We start from the raw sequence: 21,148 nt of genomic DNA, 5'->3' as shown, positions 1-21,148 counted from the left end.
GAGGCACGCGGGAGCCGCGAAAAAGATGAGGGGCTGGAGGAAGCGGAGAGGGCTGCTGTGATGAAAACCACCACAATGCTGCATGGCGCGCCTCAAGATCTGCGGAGCGCGGGCCTCCGAGCCCGCAGCAGGTGGCAGACGCCTGTGGCTTTCGTGATTTCTTCCGCCAGGCGGCAAGCACGGGCGCGCTGCGTGGTGAGAGGGATGACCAAGCGCGGAGATGAGGAGATGGAGAAAGCGGGGTGGGATGCCTTTGCGGAGCGCTGCGGGCTCGGAGGCCCGCGCTCCGCTCCGGAGGTGGGGGCGGGCGGTCAGTAGATTTTCACACAGGGGTTAAGCTAAGCCGGCATGCTGTTTCACACGCTCACGTTCTGGGTGTTCTTTGCGGTCTTTCTCAGCGTCTACTGGCGTCTGGGGATGAAGGGGCAGAACCTGCTGCTGCTGCTGGCCACGAACTTTTTCTACGGCTGGTGGGACTGGCGCTTTCTGCCGCTGATCTGGTACCTCGTGAGTGTGGACTATGTCATCGGCAGGCAGCTGGGGCGGGAGTCGCGCGCGGGGGTGCGGAAGGCGCTGGTGGCGCTCTCCCTGGTGTCGAATCTGGGGCTGCTGTTTGTCTTCAAGTATCTGAACTTCTTTGCGGGGGAGACCTGCCAGCTTGCGGGCCTCTTCGGCCAGCACTGGGAGGTGCCGTTCTGGATCCGAAACATCATTTTGCCGCTGGGCATCTCGTTTCATACGTTTCAAACCATCAGCTATGTGATGGATGTGTACCGGCGGCGCACGCAGCCGGTGGAGCGGTGGCTGGACTATGCGCTGTTCTGCGGCTTTTTCCCGCAACTGCTGGCGGGCCCGATCGAGCGTGGATCCACGCTGATGCCGCAGCTCTTCACACCGCGTCCGCGGCTGACTGCGGATGCGTTTGCGGAGGGCTTTTACCATCTGATGGCGGGCCTCTTCAAAAAGGTGGTGGTGGCGGACAACCTGGCGGTGGTGGTGAACCACATCTTTTCCCTGCCGGCGGAGCAGCGCGGCGGCTGGGAGGTGCTGCTGGGTGCGTATGCCTTCGCTTTCCAGGTGTATGGTGATTTTTCCGGCTACAGCTCCATGGCGCAGGGCATCGCGCGGTGGATGGGCTTCACCCTGAGCTGGAACTTCAAGATGCCTTTCCTGGCCACGTCTCCGCAGGTCTTCTGGCAGCGCTGGCACATCACGCTCTCCACCTGGCTGCGGGACTACTTTTTCATGCCGCTGATGCGCGGCACCTTTCTGCAGGGCCTGGCCAAGGTGTATGCGGTGACGCTGGTGGTGCAGCTGGCCAGCGGAGTGTGGCACGGGGCGAACTGGACGTATTTTGCGTGGGGGCTGCTGCATGGCGTCTATCTCTGCGCGCAGCTCTGGCTCACACGGCTGGGGTGGTTTGCCGAGCCGCGGCCCGGCACTTCGCTGCTGCGGCGCATGCCGTGGATATTGCTGACGTTTCATCTCATGTGCGTGGGCATGATCCTGTTTCGTGCGAGCTCGATCACGCAGGCGGCGGAGTGTTTTGCGGCGCTGGGGTCCCACTGGACCTTCACGCCGCTGGTTTCATACGGGGCCGCGCAGCTGCTGCTTTTCGCGGCCCCCTTGATGCTCTTTGAATGCTGGATGGAAAGCCGGAACGACCCGCTGGCGCTGCTGAAGGCGCCGTGGCCGGCACGCACCGCGGTGTATGCGTGCATGCTGCTCATGATCTGGTTTCTGCCGCCGGAAAACACGAATGAATTCATCTACTTCCAGTTCTAAAACGGGAGGCGCGGGCATGCTGGCGGGCCCTGAGTGGAAGGTGCTGCTCTCCCTGGCTCTGCTGCTGCTGGGCACGGAGGTGGTGCTGCGGCTGAATGAGCGGCGCCTGTCTGTGGATGTGGACCACATCCGCAGCGCGCCGCGGCTGGCCGGGGAGATCACGCAGGATGCGAAGGCGCTGCCGGGCGTGCTGAAGATTCTTTTCATGGGGAACTCATCCATCCGCCGCGGCATTGACGCGAAAGTGCTGGAAGAAGAGTTCCGGGTGAAATACGGCCGCGCGGTGAAGTCTTATTTCTTCTACCCGGACGGCGGAAACATCGTGGCCTGGCGCTGGGCGTGGCGCAGATACTTTGCCGCGCCCGGCTGCCGCCCGGACCTGGTGGTGATCTGCGGCGGAGCCTCCCACTTTGACGATGGAAAGCTGGATCCGCGCCTGCTGGCCAGCTACTACGTGAGCGCGGAGGACAGCTGGGACTGCGCGTGGCGGCAGCTCAGCGGCGCGGAGGAGAGGCTGGAGTTTTTCGCGGCAGAGGCTTCGCTCTCCTATGCCTCCCGCAAGCGGGTGGCGAGACGTGTGATGGATGTGCTGATGCCGCATAACCGCGAGGTGCTCTTTGAGATGGTCAGCCAGGCGGAGAAGAACGCCGCCGCGCACACGAAGGCGCCCAGGACGCAGGCCCCGACCTCCGAGGCGCTGCGTGCGCTGCTGCAGGATCTCCGCGGCAAGGGCCTGAAGGCGGCCATTGTCGCGGTGCCCAATCTGAACGGCTATGAGGTGCCGCCGCAGCGGGTGCGGACGATTGCGGAAGCGGGCGCGGCATTCATTGATCTGCGCACGGTGCCCGGCATCGATGCCGCGCACTACTTTGACAAAGCGCATCTGGATGCCGCGGGCGCCGTCATCTTCACCCGCGCGCTGTGTGCCGCGCTGCAAGAAGCGGCTCATTGACGACTATGCTTCGAGAAACCCTGACGAAAAATTTCTGCGAGCACGCGGAGCTTTCCGCGCTGTCTTTTGCGGAGGGAGAGATGTCCTACCTGCAGGCGATGGAGGCGGCGTCCAGCCTCATGGCGGAGGGGATGCGGGATCTGCCTGCGGGGCCGGTGGGAATCTTTGGCGGGCGGGAGCCTGCGATGTATCTGGGGCTGCTTTCTGCCGTGCTCTCCGGGCGTGCGTATGTGCCCCTGAATGTGAAATTTCCACCGGCGCGTCTGGCAGAGATGATCTCCGTGGCGGGATGCAGCTGTGTCATTTACGATCCGCGGCATGAGGCGCTGCTGCATGGGGTTTTGCGTGAGGCCGGGCTGCAGATCAGCGAAAAGACGGAGGCGAAGCTGCCGCACGGGGCGGCGGTGGCGGTCTGCAACCTGGCGGCGGATGCGGCGCACGCGGAGGCGGGCGCGGCGCATGAAGGGTTTGCGTATGTGCTCTTCACTTCCGGGAGCACGGGAAAGCCGAAGGGCATCGGCATCACGCGGGAGAATCTGCTGGCGTATCTGCAGCACGCGACGAAGGCGTTTGGCCTGCGGCCCGGGGAGAGGGCCTCGCAGATGTTTGAGCTGACGTTTGACCTGAGCGTGCATGATCTCTTTGTGACGTGGCTGTGCGGAGGCTGCGTGTGCGTGCCCGCGGCGGCGGACATGATGGCGCCGGCGCGCTTCATTTTGAACCAGCGCATCACGCACTGGTTCTCGGTGCCGTCCACGGCCGCGCTGCTGTCGCGCCTGCGGCTGCTGCGCGCGAATGTGTTTCCGGGGCTGCGGCAGAGCTTGTTCTGCGGGGAGGCGCTGCCCGCGGCGCTGGCGGTGCAGTGGCAGGCGGCGGCGCCCGCGTCCGCGCTGTGGAATTTGTACGGCCCCACGGAGGCCACGATCGCCATCACCGCGCATGAGTTCACAGAGCCAGGGCGCGAGTGTGCGGGGCGGGATGTGGTGCCCATCGGCGTGGTGTTTCCCGGGCATCTCTCCGCCATCGTCAAAGACGGCGTGCAGGCCGGTGCGGGGGAGGCGGGAGAGCTCTGGGTGTCCGGCCCGCAGGTGTCCCGCGGCTACCTGGCCAATGCGGCGCAGACGGCGGAGATGTTTGTGACGCTGAAGGACTGGCCGGATGAGCGGGTGTGGTACCGCACCGGAGACCTGGTGCGCGCGGACGAAGCGAAGGTGATGCACTACCTGGGAAGACTGGACAGCCAGATCCAGGTGCACGGGCACCGCGTGGAGCTGGGAGAGGTGGAGTCCGCGCTGCGCAAAGTCTGCGGCGGGCGCGCGGTGGCGGCGCTGGGCTGGCCGCGCAACGGCTCCATGGTGGAAGGCATCGCAGGTTTCGTGGAAGGCACGGGAACGCAGGAGGATGTGCTGAAGATGACCGAAGAACTTACGGCCATGCTGCCGGCCTACATGGTGCCCACGCGGCTGCAGTTTGTAGCCTCGATGCCTCTGAACTCCAACGGCAAGACCGACCGCAACACTTTAGCCAAACAACTTCCATCCCCATGAACACCGCCACCATCCAAGAAGAGATACGCGCCTTTCTAATTCAAAAAACCGGGGCCGATCCTGCCAAGGTGAATGATGCCAGCACCATCATCGGCGCCGGACTGGTGGACTCCTTTGGCCTGGTGGCCCTGCTGGCGGAGGTGGAGCAGAAGTTTGGCGTGTTTCCAGACCTCATGACGCACGATCCAGCGGAGTATGCCACGCTGGGCGGACTGACGAAGATCATTCTCAGCGCACTGAATCTGCCGGAGGAAACGGTGGTGGAATCCACGACGGCGGGCAGCCAAGGTGCGGAGCCGCTGTCTGAAATCGAGATCAAAGATCTGAACAAGAGCAGTCCGCACTGGCTGGAGGTGCCGCCGCTGCTGAAGCGCATGTTTGATGACTTCGGCGCGCAGGGGCTGCGCCTGCCGCTGGTGGCCGGTGGGGAGAATCTGTGGCTGCAGGCTCTGGAGCGCCTGCCGGAGGCGGTGTATCACGTGATCGGCGCGGTGGCCGGCGGCAGGCTCGTGGGCTTTGCCAGCGGGCATCTGAAAATGCTGCCCGCGCATCTGGGCGGCGGATTTGTGGGAGAGATCAGCTACGTGTATGTGTCTCCGGAGTGGAGGCGCGCGGGTGTGGCCGGCCGCCTCGTTGCACCGCTGGAGCAATGGCTGCTGGCGGGGAAGGCACGCTCCATTGAGATCCAGGTGCTGGCAGGTAACGAGGGCGCGCAGGCCTTCTGGAGGCGCAAGGGCTTCTCCGATGAACTGCTGCAGATGAGAAAGTAAGCAAACAGCACGCGCCCGCCATGCCGGCCTCCTCACAGAGCATCGCTGCGCCGGCCTCGCCAAGTGCTGGCGAGGGGCGGGAGCTGGAGCTGGAGCTCGATGAGGAGCAGGAGAAGGCCAGCGCGGCGGCGGGCACGGACTGGAGCTTCCGCTTTGCGGTGGTGTTCCTGGCTTTTTATTACATCCGGCCGCAGGACTGGATCGCCGGCATGGCGGGAGTGAATGTGATCCGCCCCATCATGCTCGCGTGGGGTCTGGTGCTGCTGGGGCAGGGCTCGCGCAGTCCGCTGCGCGGGTGGCTGCGCACGCCGCATGACTGGGCCATCCTGGCCTTCTACGTCTATGTGGTCTGGAGCGCACCCTCGGAGGCAGATGCGATGAAGGGCATGTTCTCCCTCGTCGTGTTTTATTACCTGACGAGCCAGTCGCTCTCCACGTGGGAGAACGTGCTGGGATATTTGAAGGCGTGGAATGTGCTGCTGGTGTCTCTGGCCACGCTGGGCGTGCTGCAGACGGTGGGCGTGGACATCACGCTGGGAAAGGCGGTGACGGACTCGTATTTCGGGCGGCTGGCGCTGGGCACGTGGATGGCGGACAATCCCAACGCGCTGGCGCACACGGTGGTGGCGGCCATTCCCCTGAGCTATGTGCTGATCTTCTGGCGCGGCACGGTCTGGGACCGCATGGTTTGGTTTCCCACGTATGCGGCGCTGGCGGGCTGGTGCGCGTGGGAGACGGAATCCAAAGGCGCGTTTCTGGTGGGCGGAGGGCTGACGATGCTCGTCTTTGTGGTGGGGCGGCCGCGGTGGATCCAGATCCTGGTGGTGGCCGCCGCGCTGACAGCAGGTGTGGGCGCGCTGAGCTTTCTGCCGCGCATGGACCAGATGGGAGACCTGCGCGCGGATGAAGGCGTGATGGGCCGCCTGATGGCGTGGGAGATGGCGAAGACGGCCATGGAGCAGAACACTTTTGGCGTGGGCTGGAAGCAGTTCCTGGCCTACATCCCGTGGCTGGAAGGCACCTCATGGACCCTGGAGCCGAAGTCCACGCACTGCAGCTATGTACAGATCGGCGCGGATCTGGGGCGCTATGGGCTGTTCTTCTGGCTGCTGGGCCTGTGGACGGCGTTTCGCAGCATGGCGTTTTTTAAATCTGAAGACGAGACCGAGGAGCGCTGCCGCCGTGCCACGCTGCTGCTGGTGCTGGCCTATGCCGCCTCCAACTGGATGATCAACCGCGAGTACCACACAGAGTATTACTTGCTGATCGCCGTGGCCTCCGCCGTGCACCGTCTGCGCTGGGCGCGCGAGGCTGCCGTGCAGGAAGGTGAGACGATGCGTGAGGCTGAAGAGGTGGAGGCTGATGAGGATGCGGAGGTTTCCTCCGCATCAGGCAGCCGAAAGCCGCGCGCGGTGTGGAAGCGCCTGGGGATTCTGGATGCAGGCATGGCTGCGCTGCTCGTGTATGGAGTCCTGGAAGTGTGGGCCTATATTTTGGTGAATCTTTGAGGGTGGGTGGCCGAGGGGAGAAGGCTTCCTGAATGCGCGCGCGTGACGGGCCTGACGCGCGCAGCAGATCTGGAAGGATCATGCAGAGCCGGTGGTAAAGCGAGGCCTGGCGAGCGGGAGCCACCGGGGCGGATCACCGCAAAAACCTTCCCAGGTCATGGGCGCGTGCCGGAGGTATGCACGTGTGGCGCCGGGCTTTGCGAGGCGTTGTGCAGCGGGACCAGGATGCTCCCGATCCGCCAGAGCTTCGCTACGCGCCTGATGAGCTTGGCGCCCGCCCTCCTAAACCTGTGGTGCCAGTGCTTTGCCGGCGAGGGCGGTGTCCTCCCAGTTGGATTCGTAGTAGCTGGAGGAGTAGTAGTAATAGTTGAAGTGGTTGGTGCGCTTGGAGAAGTCCACGCGGTTGAGCACCAGGCCGTAGAAGTGGGCGCCTAGCTTGCCGAGGGTGTGGAAGGCGTCCTCGGTGTCTTTTCTCGGTGTGGCACCGGCTTTCACCACCATGACCACGCCATCGGCATGGTTTTGCAGAAAGGCGGTCTCACTGAGTCCGAGCACCGGCGGGGTGTCGAGAATGATGCGGTCGTAGTCGGACTTCAGCTTCTCGAGAATCTTCACAAAGACGGGCGTGTTGAGCAGTTCGGTGGTGCCGGGCACCACGGGGCCGCGCGGCAGGAGCCAGAGGTGGTCCGCGGGAGATTTCTGCACGCAGTCTTCCAGCGTGGCGTGACCGGTGAGCAGATCGGTCATGCCCGGGTGGTTGCTGCAGCCGGTAGTCTCGTGCACGCGGCCGCGCCGCAGGTCGCAGTCGATGATCAGGGTGCGGTCTCCGAGAGAGGAGAAGGCCCAGGCGATGTTGGCCGCGACGGTGGTCTTGCCTTCGCTGGGGCGCGCGCTGGTGACCATGATGACGCGGGCGTCCCCCTTCGGGCCTTTGTTCAAGATGATGCTGCTGCGGATGAGGCGGAAGTTTTCCAGGAGGGCATTCGGCGTGGTGGCGCCGATGGTGGGCGAGCGGTTGATCTCCTCAAGCACGTCCGGGCTGGACAGGGGCACAATGCCGATGCCGGGAATGCCGAGGCTGTCTGCAAACTCATTGAGACTGGTCACGGTGGAGCCGAGCCTGCCCAGCAGGAAGGGTACGCCGCCGGCCAGGCCGAGGCCGAGCAGGCAGCCCATCATGGCGAGCTGGGATTTGGAGGGGGAGACCGGGATCTCGCTGCGGATGTTGACGAAGCCGCAGAATTCCAGATTGATGCTGCCGGAGTCGCTGCCGAACTGCAGCAGCTCGATCTGCCGGCTGAGCTGCTCATAGGCCTTGTCCCAGGCGAGCTGGCCTTTTTTCATGAGGTCGTAGCTGAGCTTCTTGTCGTCGAAGGTCTTGGTGGCCTGATGATAGGCGGGGAGCTTGGACTCCAGCTCCACGACTTTCTCCGCGACGCGCGCGCACTCCAGGTCAAAGGCCTTGCGTGCGACGTCCAGCTCCAGATCCAGCGCGGAGGTCACCTTGCGCAGCTCCTCCTTGAGCTTGATCATTTCAGGGTGGTCATCCAGATACTTGGCACGGGCCAGGCGCATGGTCTCCTCCAGCTCCCGCTTTTTCTTTTCAAGATCGCGCCAGGGCTCGAGGCCTTCCACCATGTCCGGCTGCACCACGACCTGGGTGTAGGTGCTCTTGGTGTTCGGGCTCTGAAAGCTGAAGGGGGTGCTCTGTGGATCGCTGGACTGCCGCACGAGGCTGCCTGAGCTGAGGGGATCGTCAGAAACCTTGGGCAGGTTGGTGAGGAGGGCGAGCTGACCCACCACGCCGAGGGAGGCCTTCTGTTTTTCCAGGATGGTGCGCACGCGCTCCATTTCCTCCTTGCGGTAGCGCTGCCGCACGAGGTCCACCGGCACATTGCTCAAACGCTCGAGCTCGATCTGCGCGCTGGCCAGGGAGCTTTCCTCTTCAAATTTCAGCCGGGTGTCCAACTGCTCCGCCACTTTGTTTCTGACCACGGCGATTTCGTCCACATAGCGTTTGATGGCCTTGTCGCGGTACTCATTGCGCAGGCGAGCCTTGTTCTGCTCATAGACGTCTGTCAGGGCCTGGGGCAGCTCACGCACCACGCGGGGGGAGAAGCCGCTGACTTCCATCTCGATGTTGTTCTGGTCCAGCAGCTCGATCCGGACGGCGGGCACCGAGGCGGCGCGCAGCTCATTGTAGGTGGTCTTCTCTCCGGCCATGCCGAGGCTCCTGGCGGCCTCCAGGATCATGGGGCCGCTGCTGAGCTGCTGGAGCAGGGTGCGCATGAGCAGGTAGTCTTTGCCGCCGCCCTGAGCCACCTGGGAGCTGTCCACATACTGATTGACCCGGATGAGGGAGGTGGAGGTGTAAGTGGGCCTGGCGTACACGTACATGACCAGCCCGGCCAGCAGCCCTGAAACAAACAGCAGCAGCATGAGCCGCCAGTGGTCTTCATAACTCAGTAACACACGCACCAGCGAGGCTCCATCGAGCCTGGCAGCTTTTGGTGGCTGGTTCTTTTTGTAGGGCATGGCCGGTGGTGGGAAGGGAAGGGCTGGGGTGCGGAAGACGCGGGCTTCAGAAGCCGAACACTTTTTCCGGGACGTGGATGATGTCTCCATCCCCCACGGGAGGATCATCCGCAGTGCCGTCCCGCACCTGCTTGAGATTGATGACGGCGCGGTGCCTGCGGCCGGAGGAGTCCGCGCGCATGATCTCCACGCGCTGATCCTGCGCGAGGCGGTTCAGGCCGCCGGTGATCAGCAGGGCCTCGTACACGCCCAGCGGGCGGCCGCTCTCTGAGAGCGGAATGAAATGCGTGCCCGCGCGCGGCACCGCACCGGTGATGTAAACCATGATCTTGGGCACGGCGGTGGAGGCTCCGGGTGCGGCTGAAAGCAGCGCCTTCTTGCTGGTGCGCTCCACCAGGACGGTGGCCTCCGTGAGCTGCGTGCGCTGCAGCGCCTCCTTCACCTGGCTCTCCGCCCGCGCACGCGAGAGTCCTGCGACGGGGATGCGGCCCGCGCGCGGGATGACGATGTAGCCGCCTTCTCTCACCGGGTAGGTGTTGTTTAAAGTGGCGTCTTCTTTGACGAAAAGCTCCAGGTTATCCCCGACGGCAAACACCTCCGCAGCGGGTGCGGCGGCCGCGGCGTCCGGGCGGTGGATGATGGGGGGTAGATCACCCGAGATGAGAGAGCCGGTGTTCCTGCACCCGGAGCAGCAGCAGGCCAGAAGAAGGCTGGAGGTCACAAAAAGGAGGAAGGAGGATTTTTGAGAACGGTGCATTTGCCAGTGAACCTCCGCACGAAAAGTAAAGATGCAAGATCATGTGGGGGGCGTGGTTATGATTCACAAAATCGGAATAGTTCAGTGCAAATAAGCGGGGGCTTCACCACTTATCCAAGTTAGTAACTTGTGCCCGGCGGCGGCACCCATACGCCTTCATTGTTGTTATTGATGAATTCCTTGTGCCGGGGCTTGTCCTGCACGGTGATGAGGATGTGGTCAAAGCTGGTGCGGAAGCTCTTGATGTTCACGGTTTTTCCCTCTTCCTCCACGGGCACGGGCGTCTTGCCGGAGGTTACGGGCGCCTGTGCCGCCGCCGCCTGGCGCGACATGGTCTTGGTGCCGCGGTGGGACACCGTGCACAGCAGGCGGATGTCCCCGGTGAAGTGGCGGGAGGGCGTGACGCCTTCCACAAAGACATAGCGCGGGACGGTGAGCGGCAGGTTGTAGGGATAGGTCTTGTACTGTGTGGTGAACTCCACGCTGCGCTTCGCCGGATCCCGGGAGTCCAGCAGCAGCACTTTTTTATCCTTGTCACGCCAGACGCGGATGTGGCCCATGGAGGCCAGTTCCTCGCTGAGGCTGCCGTATTCGCCGCTCTTCACGCCGCGGTTGATGCCCTCCACTTCCAGCGTGACGACGACCTCCCCGTCAAAGTCCACGCGGTAGGGCAGCAGGCGGATGATGAAGCGCGAGAGCTCCCCGACGCCGAGGATGAGGCCTGGCGGCGTGGCCTCAAAGGCACCGCTGTCCGCGGGATCGATGTTTTGAATCATGCCGTCCTGATTCATGTCGGCGTCCATGTCCAGCTTGGCGATCTGGCGCTCGCGGTCCCGCCAGGAGTTGATGCGCTGGCCGAAGTATTTGTGAAAGTCCGCTGGCACGTCCTTGTTGGTCTGCATGGTGGCGGGCGGTGCGGGGTTGGGATTGGGATCCCCGGCGATGCCGGAAAGCGTGGCGCACAGGCCTAGGAGTGCCAGCACGGAGGCCGTGCGGAGGCTGGGCAGGGAGGTGGCGGCATGACGATGAGCTTTCATGGGTGCGTGGGGTGGAGGGTGGACTTCTAACTTCAAAGGAATAAAAACCGGGGGCAGGAGATCAGAAATAGCGGCGCAGGGAGATGCCGATGACGTGCTCGCTGAAGCCGTTCTGGGCGGCGGAGCGGTCCTCATACTGGTAAAACAGGTTTCCGGTGAGGCGCAGGCCGAGCTGCTGCGTGACCTCCAGCCGGTAGAGCCAGCGGTCCACATCCCCGCCGGGCCCGGCCTGGGTGATGCGCTCATACATCGTGGTGCCGATGATCTGCGTGAAGTCCAGCGGGTGGTAGCGCAGCGTGAACCCGGCGCTGGAGCGCCTGCGCCGCTGCATGCTGGGCAGCGCCACCTCAGAGTCCGCATACTGCAGGAAGGCGGTGGCGTGGAGGCGGCGGTCCAGCCGCTGGTCAATGCCCCAGCCCACAAAGCGCGAGAGCAGGGACTCATTGGTCAGCGGATTGTCAAAGATGTTTTCACCAAAGCGGATCCAGTGCCGCGTGTTGCGCGTGATGGTGTGGTCCAGGTCGATCTGCCAGAGGAAGGGATTGTTCTGCCGCGCCCCTCCGCCGGAGGAGAGGGCCGTGCCCAGGCGGCCGCCCCAGTTGATGTTTTCGGTGAGGCGCCCGGTGAAGTCCAGAAAGGCACGGTGCCACAAAGTGCGGTAGGAGTCGTAGGAGAGGATGTCGTAGGTCAGCCGCGGGGCGAAGGGGATGACGGAGCCCTCATAGCCCAGCCAGAAACCGATGTGCTCGCGCTTGGTGTGGTTGCTGAAGGAGAAGGTGCGCCAGAAGTCCGTGTGGTCGATGCCGAAGCCAAAGCGCCACTGGTTGTCAAACACGAGGCGGGTGGCGGTGAGGGCCAGCTTGTTGTAGAAGATGACGTAGTTCTCGTTGTAAAACTGATTGGAGCTGCCCTGAGACTGAAAGCCGAAGGAGTAGCGCCCCGCGCGGTCGATGCCGCTGCTGCTGAGCTGGCCGTAGTAGTTCAGCCCCGGGCGGGCCTGAAACTCATCGTAGATGAGCAGATCCCAAGCGCCGAAGGTCTCGCTGTAGTTCAGGCGGGTCAAAAGGCCCGCGGTGTTGCCGTTGCCAAAGCGGAGGGCAAGCTTGTTCTGCATGGGCAGATACATGATGTTTCCCACCACACTGAAGTAGATGGTGTCCGTGAGCCGCAGCAGGCCGCGCACGCCGGCGTCGATGTAGGCGATGGTGCCGTCTCCGCGGTTGCTGCGGGTGGTGCCAAAGGTGTTCTGAGACCCGTTGTAGTCAGACCACACGACGCCCGTGCCCAGCCACAGCACATCCAGGTACAAAGGGCCGGCCTTCAGCATGGCCAGTTCCGGAGCGAACTGGCGCGTCAGAAAGCCGAGGCGGCCGTCCAGAGTGAATGAGGTGTTGTCAAAGGAGTCCAGCTCATAGGTCAGGGCATTGTTGGCCGTGGCCCAGCCCAGGGTGTGGTCCAGGGGCTTGAAGAAGTTCTGATTGCGCTGGTAGAAGTTCGGGCTGGAGTCCTCATACGGAAACAGCCCGGTGGCGTTTTGTTTCCGGAGGTCCGGGCCTTCCTCTTCGTTGAGCGCTCCGCCGAGGGATCTGGAGTTGCTGGGGCCGCGGAGGAGGGCGCTCTCGCTCAGGGTGGGAAAGTAGCCGGCCTCGCTGGCGATAGGGCGGGGGAGATCCGGCTCCGCGGCGGTCTTCCCGGGAGTCGTCCGCGGCTCCGCAGCGGGCATGGCCGCCAGTGCAAGGAGGAGTGCTGGAAGGGCGGTGAAGCAGGTGCGGAGTCTCCGGAGATGCATGAGGTCAGATGAGTGTGGGTTTGGCGGACGGCTTCATTCCCGCCGGGGGCTTCTTCTTCTTGTTTTCCGTGGAGAAGTGCGGCTTTGCCGAACACAGGCCGTACTGCTTCAGGAACTGATAATCCGCCGTGAGCAGGCAGCGCAGGCAGTGCAGCGCCATGCCGGCCACGGGCAGCGCGAGGATGATGATGCACCAGGCCGCCTTGGACAGGGGGCGGGAGCGCAGGGAGAACACACTGAGAAGCGTGGTGACCACCAGGGCCAGGTAGATAAAGCCCAGCGCCCAGTAGATTTCCACGCTGACATTCTCGGGGGAAAAGGTGAGGAACTTGGTCAGGGCGTAACGCATGCGGGTTGTTTGGATGTGTTTGAGATATAACTAAAAGGTACGGTTAGTAACAAATTGGGATGGATGAACCTAACTGGCGTTAGTGAAGGTGTGGCCTTCTGGCTGACGGAATATCTCCAAAGATCGGGTTTTGTTTCAATGCGTGTATGCCCTCTTTGTATCTCAGTAAATGGATGAGATTTGACCTGATTTATCTCAGCAAATGGATGATGAATGGTGGGTTTCTCCTGGTGAAACGCGTTTTTTTAGGGTCGTGTTATAGTCTGGGTGAGGCGATTGAAATGGGGTGGAGTATAAAATATAAAGTTTACTACTTCGGCATGGCATGTGATTTAGTTCGTCACTAACATGATTGTACTCGGAACATATCAAAGAGCTGAAGAAGTTACCGGCTCCGCCCCGGCATTGAGCTTCGTTTTTCCCTGTCTGAATGAAGAGTGCACCCTGGAGTCCTGCATCCGGCAGGTGAACGAGAGCCTGGCGCCCAGCGGCGTGCCCTATGAAATCGTGGTGGCGGACAACGGCAGCACGGACCGGTCCCGGGAGATAGCCCACGACACAGGCTGCCGCGTGGTGCCGGTGAGCGAGCGCGGCTACGGCGCGGCGCTGCGCGCGGGCATCGAGGCGAGCGCGGGCGAGTACGTGATGTTTGCGGACTCTGACAACACCTACCTGTATGGCGACTCCGCACGCCTGTATGCCGCGGCCTGCGGAGAGGATGCGGACATGGCCATAGCCTCCCGCCTCACCGGGCGCATCATGCCCGGGGCCATGCCGTTTCTGCACCGCTGGCTGGGCACGCCGGTGCTGACGTGGCTGATCAACCGTCTGTTTCACGGGCGGCTTTCCGACTGCAACTCCGGCTTCCGCTGCGTGCGGAAGGCGGCCTTCAACACGTGGCAGATCCGCTCCAACGGCATGGAGTTTGCCTCGGAGCTGCTCATCAAGGCGCTGAAGTCAAACGCGCGCGCGGTGGAGATTCCCTCAGGCCTGCGCAAGGGGCCGGAGGGGCGCGTGGCGCACCTGCGCACGTGGCGGGACGGCATGCGGCACCTGCTCTTCATCTTCTCTGAAAAGCCGAGGCTGTTTGAACTCTGCGGCCTGGTGGTGGCCGTGGCCGCCACGCTGATGCAGATCCTGGCGTATGTGACGGGCCCGCTGAGCCTGTGGAGCACGCTGCATGTTTTTGATCTGCACAGCCAGGCGCTGTTTCTCCTGGCGGGGATCCTGGGCTCCCAATTTTATCTCTTTAGCTGCTATCTGTATCTGCAGAGCCCTGACCGCCCGCTGAAGATCACGCAAAGGCTGATCCATCTGAACGAGGGCGTGCTCTTTTTCACGCTGCTGTCCCTGCTGGCGGGCGCGGTGCTGATGTGCGGCTACATCTCCTGGCAGTGGATGGCGTCGAAGTTTCGGAATTTGAACCTGGCGCACGAGCTGCTGCTGTTTGTGCATCTGCTGGGCGTGGCCACGTCCTTTTCGACGGGGCTGCTGGGCATGCACATTTTGAAAAAGGCCGCGCCTGCCCCTGCACCAGCACCTGCACCTGCACCCACCCCGGAGTCTGTGCCTGTGGCGGCGGCGCAGATCCATGAGAACTTTAACCTGGCCGCGGAAGGGAGCTAGACCACCATGCAGCACCCGGGAAACAGCCACTGGATGAAGATCGCGCACCGTGCCATGCGTGACGCCGTGCTCTTCGTGGGAGCGTATCTGAGCGCGAACTACGTGCGGTTTAAGGAGTTCTGGCACATCGAGCACTTTCTGCTGCCCACGGTGCTGGGCGCGCTGGTGCTGGTGTCGGTGATGTACGTGCTGGGCCTGTACACGGTGGAGTCCACGCGGCGCTCCACTTTCAGAATCCATTTCATCTCCCTCCTGTTTGGCTTTCTGCTCTCCCTGGTGGCGATCACGCTGCTGGGGTATCTGAGTTTTGAGCAGCGGATCGGGCGCGGGTACATGGCGCTGGGCTGTGTGTTTTCCTTTCCGCTGCTGGTGCTGAACCACTGGCTGATCTACCACAAGCGGCGGCTGGCTCCTGAAAGGATCGCCTTTGTGGCGGAGTCTGACAGCGAACTGGCGGAGTATGAGCGCATGAAGCAGATGAGCCCCGCGGGAGTGCAGGCGGTGGGCCGCATCGCCGTGGATGAAAAGCGCGCGCGTGGGGGGGAGTGCCTGGGAGATCTCCAGCATGTGCGGGAGATCATCAGCCGGCACAAGATCAGCCGGGTGGTGTTTTCAGAAGACCGCATGCAGGACCAGGAGGCCCGCCAGCAACTGCGGCAGCTGCGCTATCTGGGGATCACCTGCTGCAGCCTCATCTCCGTGTGCGAGACTTACCTGCACTATGTGCCGCTGCATCTGGTGTCCCTGCAGTGGCTGCTGTATTCGGAGGGGACTTCGAAGCATCTCTACTTCAGCAAGCTGAAGCGCCTGTTTGACATCGTGACCTCGCTGGTGCTGCTGATCCTGCTCTCCCCCTTCTTCCTGATGGGGGTGATCATCGTGCGGGTGTTTTCTCCCGAGGGGCCGGTGTTCTTCACGCAGGAGCGGGTGGGGCGTTTCGGGCAGCGGTTCAAGATCTGGAAGCTGCGCAGCATGCGGACGGACGCTGAGAAGAAAGGGCCCGTGTGGTCGTCCTCCTCGAAGGATCCGCGGGTGTTTCCCGGCGGGGCGTTTCTGCGGCGCTACCGCATCGATGAAATCCCGCAGCTTCTCAATGTGCTGAAAGGGGAGATGTCGTTTGTGGGGCCGCGGCCGGAGCGCCCGGAATTTGTGGTGGAGCTGGCCAAGACGCTGCCCTACTACAATGAGCGGCACATGATTCAGCCGGGCCTCACGGGGTGGGCGCAGGTGTGCTACCCGTATGGGTCATCGGTGGAAGACGCGAGGTGCAAGCTGGAGTACGATTTGTACTACCTGAAGCACGCGGGCGTGGTTTTCGATCTGCTCATTCTGCTGGACACCGTGCGCGTGGTGCTGGTGGGCGGCCTGCAGCACAAAGGCGGCGTGCAGCGCTACTCTCCCTCCATGAAAGCCGCCCCCGCTGTGGAGCAGACGCCGCTGATGCCCGTGATGACGCGCAGGGCTTGAGGAGATGCGGAGGTCAGTGCGGCCGCAGCAGCCGCAGATAATCTGCCGCGCAGTTTTCCCAGGAGAAGGCGCGGGCGTAGTCGTGCAGGGCCGTTTCGTCCGGGGGATGGTCCAGCGCGTCCTGCAGAGCGGCGGCGTAGAGGGCGGCGTCCCGGGAGGGAACGAGAAAGCGCGTGCCGAGCACGGGCTTCACCACTTCCGCAATGCCGCCCACATCCATGCACACCGGCGCACGGCCGGAGGAGAGGGACTCCAGCACCACATTGGGCACGCCTTCATTGTGGCTGGTCAGGCACACGGCATCCGCCGCCTGCATCCAGAGGGCGATCTGCGCGGGGCCATGCCGCCCAGGGAAGAGGACACGTTCGTACACCTGCAGCTCCCGCGCCTGAGAGCGCAGCGCCGGCTCCAGCGGGCCGCTGCCGATCAAGGCGAGTTGCACCGGCCGCTCTGCCGTGGATGGCAGGCGCGCGAAGGCCTGCAGCAAAAGATCGAGCCCTTTGACGGGAAGGAAGTTTCCCACGAAGAGCAGCAGGCGCGCCTGCTGTGGAAGATGCAGATTCAATTTAAGGCGCGCCTCCTCCCGAGGTGCGGGCGTGAAGGTGCGGACATCCACGCCATTGTAGATCGTGTGCACCTTGTCTGCTGCAATGTCATTATCCACCAGCCTTCGCGCCAGGTCCTGGCTGCGCGTGACGATGGCCTGCACGCGGCGTGACATGGCGCGGATGGCGCGGCGGCGGCAGCCTGAGGCCAGGTAGTGGTGCACGTCTGAGCCCTGCGCCACCGCCACCACGGGGATGCGCCATTTCAGCGCGTGCAGGGCCGCGGCGCAGGCATCTGGAAAAAGCCAGGGCGCCAGAATGGCATGCGGGTGGAAATCCGCAGGCAGGTCTTTGCACGCACGGGCCAGCGCGTGGGCGAAGAGCCAGTGGTTGCAGCCGCCGAGCTTTGGCAGGTAGGAGGTCCAGAAGAACGAGGGATGCAGGCAGGCGTCTTCAGCGCGCGCGTGCAGAGGAGCGGCGGTGCCGCCCAGGTGGCGGAGCGAGGGGCGAAACGCGAGCACCCGCACCTGCAGCGCGGGCTCCTTTTCCCGCAGCGCATGCACCAGCGTGGCATTGTCCAGCCCGCGCCAGGGCTCGCTCTCATCCGGAAAGAGATTCGTGATGACAAGAAGGTTCATGAATCAGAGGGCCTTCAGGCATGGCGGCGGTGTGTAGAGGTAGTCACGCCACGCACCGGCGTCTCCCTGGCGCCCGTCTTCGGCGGCATGCAGAATGTTCACCAGTTCACGCGCGCTGACGTAGTGCAGGCGGAAGCCTTCCTGCCGCGCCAGCTCGCGGAGCTCCTGATGAAAGCGCTGGCGTGCCGCGCCGATGACGGAGGCGTGGTTTACCTCCGGAGCGCCGTGTGTGTGGAGTTTGATGAAGCACCACGGGGCCGCGCCAGCCACGCTGATGTGCGCACGGCACCACTGCCTGAAGCGGCGGATGCCGGGCGGGTTGGCAGGGCCGAGGTCTGAGTTTTCGATGCGCGGCAGCAGGCCCCACTTTCGCCGGGTCCAGTCCAGCAGCAGCGGCCCCTGCACGAGCAGAAGATGATCCGCGCTGTCACGCAGGGGCGCGGTGGTGTGCGCACCCGCGGTCACGCGTGCGCCGCGGTGGTGGGAGCAGCCGGAGAGCGTGCTTTGCGAGTAGTAGAGACGATTGACGATGGGCGCCTGCGTGCGGTGCGGAGCTGAGGGCATGGTCATGTCTGCGTAGCAGCCGGCCTGCTTCAGCAGCGCCAGTTCTCCGCGCACCCCGCAGCCTTCACCCGCGGGGTCTGAATCATCCAGCGCCCAGTTGCCATGGATGAAGCCGAACACGGGATGGCCGAGTGGATCACTGCCCAGCAGGCCATGGCCGCGCAGATTCTTTTTCCCCAGCTCCAAGGATGACTGAAAGTGGGCGGCGGTGTCCCGGTGGTGATGGAGGTGAACCTCCGTCTCATTGCGCGTCTTCACGCAGAGATCCGCCAGGGACTGCAGCACGTCCGCATCATACTGCTCCACGGGGTAGAAGAATGTGTGCCGTGGTTTGCAGCCGTCGTGGTCCGGAGCATTGGAGCCGATTTCGGGAAGCAGCTCATGCCAGTGCTGCATGCGGCGCATGGCGCCGTCTTTGTCGCTGTGATGAAAAGGCTCGAAATGATCGCACACCGCGAGCATGACGTCCGTGATCCTGCATGAAGGTCGTGTCATCTGATGTGCCAGACAAGGCAGCAGCCATCTGTGAAGTGCCTTCAGCATGTCCTTGGAAAAGTGAGGCAGCCTGGCGCCGCGGTGTGACCAGGAGTTTTGGCGGATCTTTGTCTCCTGGATGGGAATGGCATGGCAAGGCCAGTTTCACCTTTCCAATGCCACCCGGTCAACTGGCATATCTTGCGCGGCTTCGTGCATGGATTGAGCCCGCGCTGCTTTATCCCTGGATGCGCCCGCGCCGCCGCGTTTCATGAGGCTTCAGAACATGGTGTTCACTCTTTTCATTCTCATCGCGCTCATCGTTTATGTGCAGGCCGGCTACATGGCGGTGATGGGGCTGCTGGCGCGCTTCTTTCCACGCCGTGTGGAAGTGCAGGCCACGCAGCCCATGCCAGCGGCCATCAGCATCATCCTTTGTGTGCACAATGGCGCGGCGCTCATCGCGCAGCGGCTGCGAAATCTGGCCGCGTGCCACTGGAGCGGTGAGCTGGAGATCCTGCTCTACTGCGACGGCTGCGATGATGACACGGCGCTCAGGGCGGCGGCATCCAACGTGAGGGGACTGCGCATTCTCCACGGAGAAATGAAGCGTGGGAAATGGGCGGCGCTGAATGCGGGGGTGCAGGCGGCGCGGCATCCCATCCTTGTCTTTGCGGACCTGCGGCAGACCTTTGAACTCTCGGCGCTGCAGGAGCTGGCGGCTGCGTTTCAAGACCCCGCGGTGGGCGCGGTGAGCGGCCTGCTGGAGATAGCCGAGTCCGCGGGCGGCGGAGGGCGCGGCCTGGACCTCTACTGGCGCATGGAGCGCCGGCTGCGCACCTGGGAGGCGCGGTTTGACTCCGTCATTGGCTGCACCGGCGCCATCTATGCCATGCGCAGGGAGGCCTGCCGCGCGCTGGCCCCGGGAACGATTCTGGATGATGTGATCATGCCCATGCAGGCGGCCGTACAGGGATGGCGTGTGGCTTATCGTCCGCGCGCCGTGGCGTATGATCCGCAGATGCTGGACCCTGCAAAAGAAAAGGCGCGCAAGCTGAGGACGCTGGTGGGCAACTACCAGATGCTGGAATCGCATCCTGAATGGCTGCTCCCCTGGCGCAACCGGCTGTGGTGGCAGCTCATCTCCCACAAGTATGCGCGGCTCCTGGTGCCGTGGTGCCTGGTGGCGGTGCTGGTGCTCACGCTGCTGTCTCCGTGGACGCCGCTGGTGCTCCTCCTGCTGGGCTCGCAGGTTTTATGCTACGCGCTGGCGCTGCTGGGCGCGCTGCTGCCGGGCTGCAGGTCAAAGCTTCTCACCATACCGTCCGGATTTCTGCTGCTGCAGGCGGCGTGCGCCTCTGCCCTGTGGGCGTATTTGAGGTGCCGGCGCCATCCGCTGAGCCTGTGGAAAACGCCACAGTCTCCGGCCCAAACCGCTGCATGAAAAGAATAGCGGCATGGATGCCAATTTACGCCCTGTCATCGCCTTTGACGATGCGGCAGAGAGCGCAAACCTTGGATGCCAACGGCGGCACTTCTCCGCATTCCTGGATTTATCTTTCATGCGCATCTTATGGGTCAAGACAGGTCCGCTGCTCCCTCTGGACACCGGAGGAAAAAGACGGACTCACGCGATGCTGACGGAGATGAGCCGCGAGCATGAGGTGACCTACCTGGCGCTGCTGCCGGAAGGCTGCGCGCTGCACCCCGCTGAAGAAGCGGACGCCTATGCGAGAACCAAGATCTGGGTCACCGCCTCCGTCATTTCCAAGCATACCGTCCGGTTCTGGTGGCAGCTCATGAAGAGCACGCTGTGCAGCTCCAAGCCCTACGCGCTGGAGAAATACGAAGCGCCGCAGCTGCGCGAAAAACTGCGGGAGCTGGCGCGCACGGACGCATTTGACCTGGTGATCTGCGATTTCCTGGCGCCCGCGCTGAATTTTTCGGGCCTGTCCTTCTCCGCGCCGCGCCTGCTCTTTGAACACAACATGGAAGCCCAGATCTGGCAGCGGCTGGCGGCCAGCCAGAGCTCGCTGCTGAAGAGATGGTATTTCAAACTGCAGCACCGCCGCATGGAGCGCTGGGAGGCCAGGCTGTGCCGGGAGTTTGATGGTGTGATCACGGTGTCTCCGGAGGACAGCGAGATAGCGATGAAGGATTACGGACTCACCAATGTGCTTGGCCACGTGCCTACGGGAGTGGATGTCTCCGCCTTCAAGGCCGCGAAGCCCGGCGGGCCCGATGCACCTTTTACGACAGGGTTTCTCGGCTCCATGGACTGGATGCCTAACATCGATGCCTGCCTGTATTTCGTGCGGGAGATCCTGCCCAGGGTGCGCGCCGAGCTGCCGGAAGCCCGCTTTCTCATCATTGGGAGAAATCCGCCGGCCAGCATCCGCCAGCTGGCTTGCGCGGATGACCGCGTGGAAGTGACGGGGACGGTGGAGGATGTGCAGCCCTGCGTACACCGCTGCCACGCCATCGCCATACCGCTGGTGGCAGGAGGCGGCACCCGGATCAAGATTTATGAAGCCATGGCGATGGGAGTTCCCGTGGTGTCCACCACCATCGGCGCGGAGGGGCTGGAGGTGAGCCACGGTGAGGACATCCTGCTGGCGGATGAGCCGCAGGCATTTGCCGCGGCGCTGGTGGCGCTGGCGCGGGACAGTGCGCTGCGGGAAAAGCTGGCCGCGCACGCGCGCCGGGCGGTGGAGAGCCGGCACTCGTGGGCCGCCGCCACGCGTCGCTTCATGGAACTCTGCGCACACGCGCTCCCCCTGAACCATCCGCCTTCCTGACGCCATC

The 21,148-nt window shown here is 63.4% G+C and carries 16 protein-coding genes; 9 read left to right on the top strand and 7 right to left on the bottom strand.

Annotated features, from left to right (window positions below):
* Window positions 1-348 precede the first annotated feature (348 nt).
* Genes ACILSQ_RS29650 through ACILSQ_RS29630 form a run of 5 tightly spaced genes read left to right on the top strand, consistent with a single transcriptional unit; the run spans window position 349 to window position 6,562 of the window.
* Window positions 349-1,785: an MBOAT family O-acyltransferase gene (locus ACILSQ_RS29650; protein WP_395747323.1), complete on the top strand. Its 1,437-nt coding sequence runs from the start codon at window positions 349-351 to the stop codon at window positions 1,783-1,785.
* On the top strand, window positions 1,760-2,737 hold the full coding sequence (locus ACILSQ_RS29645) for a hypothetical protein (protein ID WP_395747322.1): 978 nt from the start codon (window positions 1,760-1,762) through the stop codon (window positions 2,735-2,737). The genes ACILSQ_RS29650 and ACILSQ_RS29645 overlap by 26 nt, the downstream gene beginning before the upstream one ends.
* A gap of 5 nt (window positions 2,738-2,742) precedes the next feature.
* Entirely contained in the window at window positions 2,743-4,284 is a 1,542-nt protein-coding gene (locus ACILSQ_RS29640) for an AMP-binding protein (protein WP_395747321.1), read from the top strand.
* Window positions 4,281-5,054, top strand: coding sequence for a GNAT family N-acetyltransferase (locus tag ACILSQ_RS29635; protein ID WP_395747320.1), 774 nt, complete (start codon window positions 4,281-4,283; stop codon window positions 5,052-5,054). Before ACILSQ_RS29640 ends, ACILSQ_RS29635 begins: the two co-directional genes overlap by 4 nt.
* Before the next feature lie 20 nt (window positions 5,055-5,074).
* Window positions 5,075-6,562, top strand: coding sequence for an O-antigen ligase family protein (locus tag ACILSQ_RS29630; RefSeq protein ID WP_395747319.1), 1,488 nt, complete (start codon window positions 5,075-5,077; stop codon window positions 6,560-6,562).
* A 282-nt stretch (window positions 6,563-6,844) separates the two neighbouring features.
* Here ACILSQ_RS29630 and ACILSQ_RS29625 read toward each other — a convergent pair whose 3' ends face one another.
* The 5 genes from ACILSQ_RS29625 to ACILSQ_RS29605 all read right to left on the bottom strand — a co-directional run bounded on the left by ACILSQ_RS29625 (window position 6,845) and on the right by ACILSQ_RS29605 (window position 13,029).
* A complete protein-coding gene (locus tag ACILSQ_RS29625) occupies window positions 6,845-9,097 on the bottom strand; it encodes a polysaccharide biosynthesis tyrosine autokinase (protein ID WP_395747318.1) in 2,253 nt (750 codons plus the stop codon).
* A gap of 46 nt (window positions 9,098-9,143) precedes the next feature.
* The gene (locus ACILSQ_RS29620) at window positions 9,144-9,854 is read right to left on the bottom strand and encodes a polysaccharide biosynthesis/export family protein (protein ID WP_395747317.1); all 711 of its coding nucleotides are present in this window, start codon (window positions 9,852-9,854) and stop codon (window positions 9,144-9,146) included.
* Window positions 9,855-9,973: 119 nt separating this feature from the next.
* Window positions 9,974-10,891 carry a hypothetical protein gene (locus ACILSQ_RS29615; RefSeq protein WP_395747316.1) on the bottom strand — a complete coding sequence of 306 codons (918 nt, stop codon included), beginning with the start codon at window positions 10,889-10,891 and terminating at the stop codon, window positions 9,974-9,976.
* Between the two features lie 61 nt (window positions 10,892-10,952).
* Window positions 10,953-12,680 carry a hypothetical protein gene (locus ACILSQ_RS29610; protein ID WP_395747315.1) on the bottom strand — a complete coding sequence of 576 codons (1,728 nt, stop codon included), beginning with the start codon at window positions 12,678-12,680 and terminating at the stop codon, window positions 10,953-10,955.
* A 4-nt stretch (window positions 12,681-12,684) separates the two neighbouring features.
* The gene (locus ACILSQ_RS29605) at window positions 12,685-13,029 is read right to left on the bottom strand and encodes a PLD nuclease N-terminal domain-containing protein (protein WP_395747314.1); all 345 of its coding nucleotides are present in this window, start codon (window positions 13,027-13,029) and stop codon (window positions 12,685-12,687) included.
* 405 nt (window positions 13,030-13,434) lie between these two features.
* Between ACILSQ_RS29605 and ACILSQ_RS29600 the strand changes: the two genes are divergently transcribed.
* Window positions 13,435-14,655 carry a glycosyltransferase family 2 protein gene (locus tag ACILSQ_RS29600; protein WP_395747313.1) on the top strand — a complete coding sequence of 407 codons (1,221 nt, stop codon included), beginning with the start codon at window positions 13,435-13,437 and terminating at the stop codon, window positions 14,653-14,655.
* 6 nt (window positions 14,656-14,661) lie between these two features.
* Window positions 14,662-16,122 (top strand): exopolysaccharide biosynthesis polyprenyl glycosylphosphotransferase, encoded by a 1,461-nt coding sequence (locus ACILSQ_RS29595; protein WP_395747312.1) that lies wholly within the window; start codon window positions 14,662-14,664, stop codon window positions 16,120-16,122.
* Between the two features lie 13 nt (window positions 16,123-16,135).
* Here ACILSQ_RS29595 and ACILSQ_RS29590 read toward each other — a convergent pair whose 3' ends face one another.
* Together ACILSQ_RS29590 and ACILSQ_RS29585 are read right to left on the bottom strand one after the other, a co-directional pair.
* Window positions 16,136-17,305 (bottom strand): glycosyltransferase, encoded by a 1,170-nt coding sequence (locus ACILSQ_RS29590; protein WP_395747311.1) that lies wholly within the window; start codon window positions 17,303-17,305, stop codon window positions 16,136-16,138.
* Between the two features lie 3 nt (window positions 17,306-17,308).
* Window positions 17,309-18,364 carry a hypothetical protein gene (locus ACILSQ_RS29585; RefSeq protein ID WP_395747310.1) on the bottom strand — a complete coding sequence of 352 codons (1,056 nt, stop codon included), beginning with the start codon at window positions 18,362-18,364 and terminating at the stop codon, window positions 17,309-17,311.
* Between the two features lie 265 nt (window positions 18,365-18,629).
* On the opposite strand from ACILSQ_RS29585, the gene ACILSQ_RS29580 reads away from it, so the two are divergent.
* Together ACILSQ_RS29580 and ACILSQ_RS29575 are read left to right on the top strand one after the other, a co-directional pair.
* Complete coding sequence (locus ACILSQ_RS29580; protein ID WP_395747309.1) at window positions 18,630-19,787, top strand: glycosyltransferase; 1,158 nt, start codon at window positions 18,630-18,632, stop codon at window positions 19,785-19,787.
* A 118-nt stretch (window positions 19,788-19,905) separates the two neighbouring features.
* Entirely contained in the window at window positions 19,906-21,141 is a 1,236-nt protein-coding gene (locus tag ACILSQ_RS29575; RefSeq protein ID WP_395747308.1) for a glycosyltransferase family 4 protein, read from the top strand.
* The last annotated feature ends 7 nt before the right edge of the window (window positions 21,142-21,148 follow it).

Origin of the sequence: Prosthecobacter sp. (assembly GCF_044227185.1) — a bacterium.
Taxonomy (GTDB): Bacteria; Verrucomicrobiota; Verrucomicrobiia; order Verrucomicrobiales; family Verrucomicrobiaceae; genus Prosthecobacter.
Note: the sequence above shows the minus strand (reverse complement) of the source record. Positions and strands in the feature narration are given on the sequence as shown.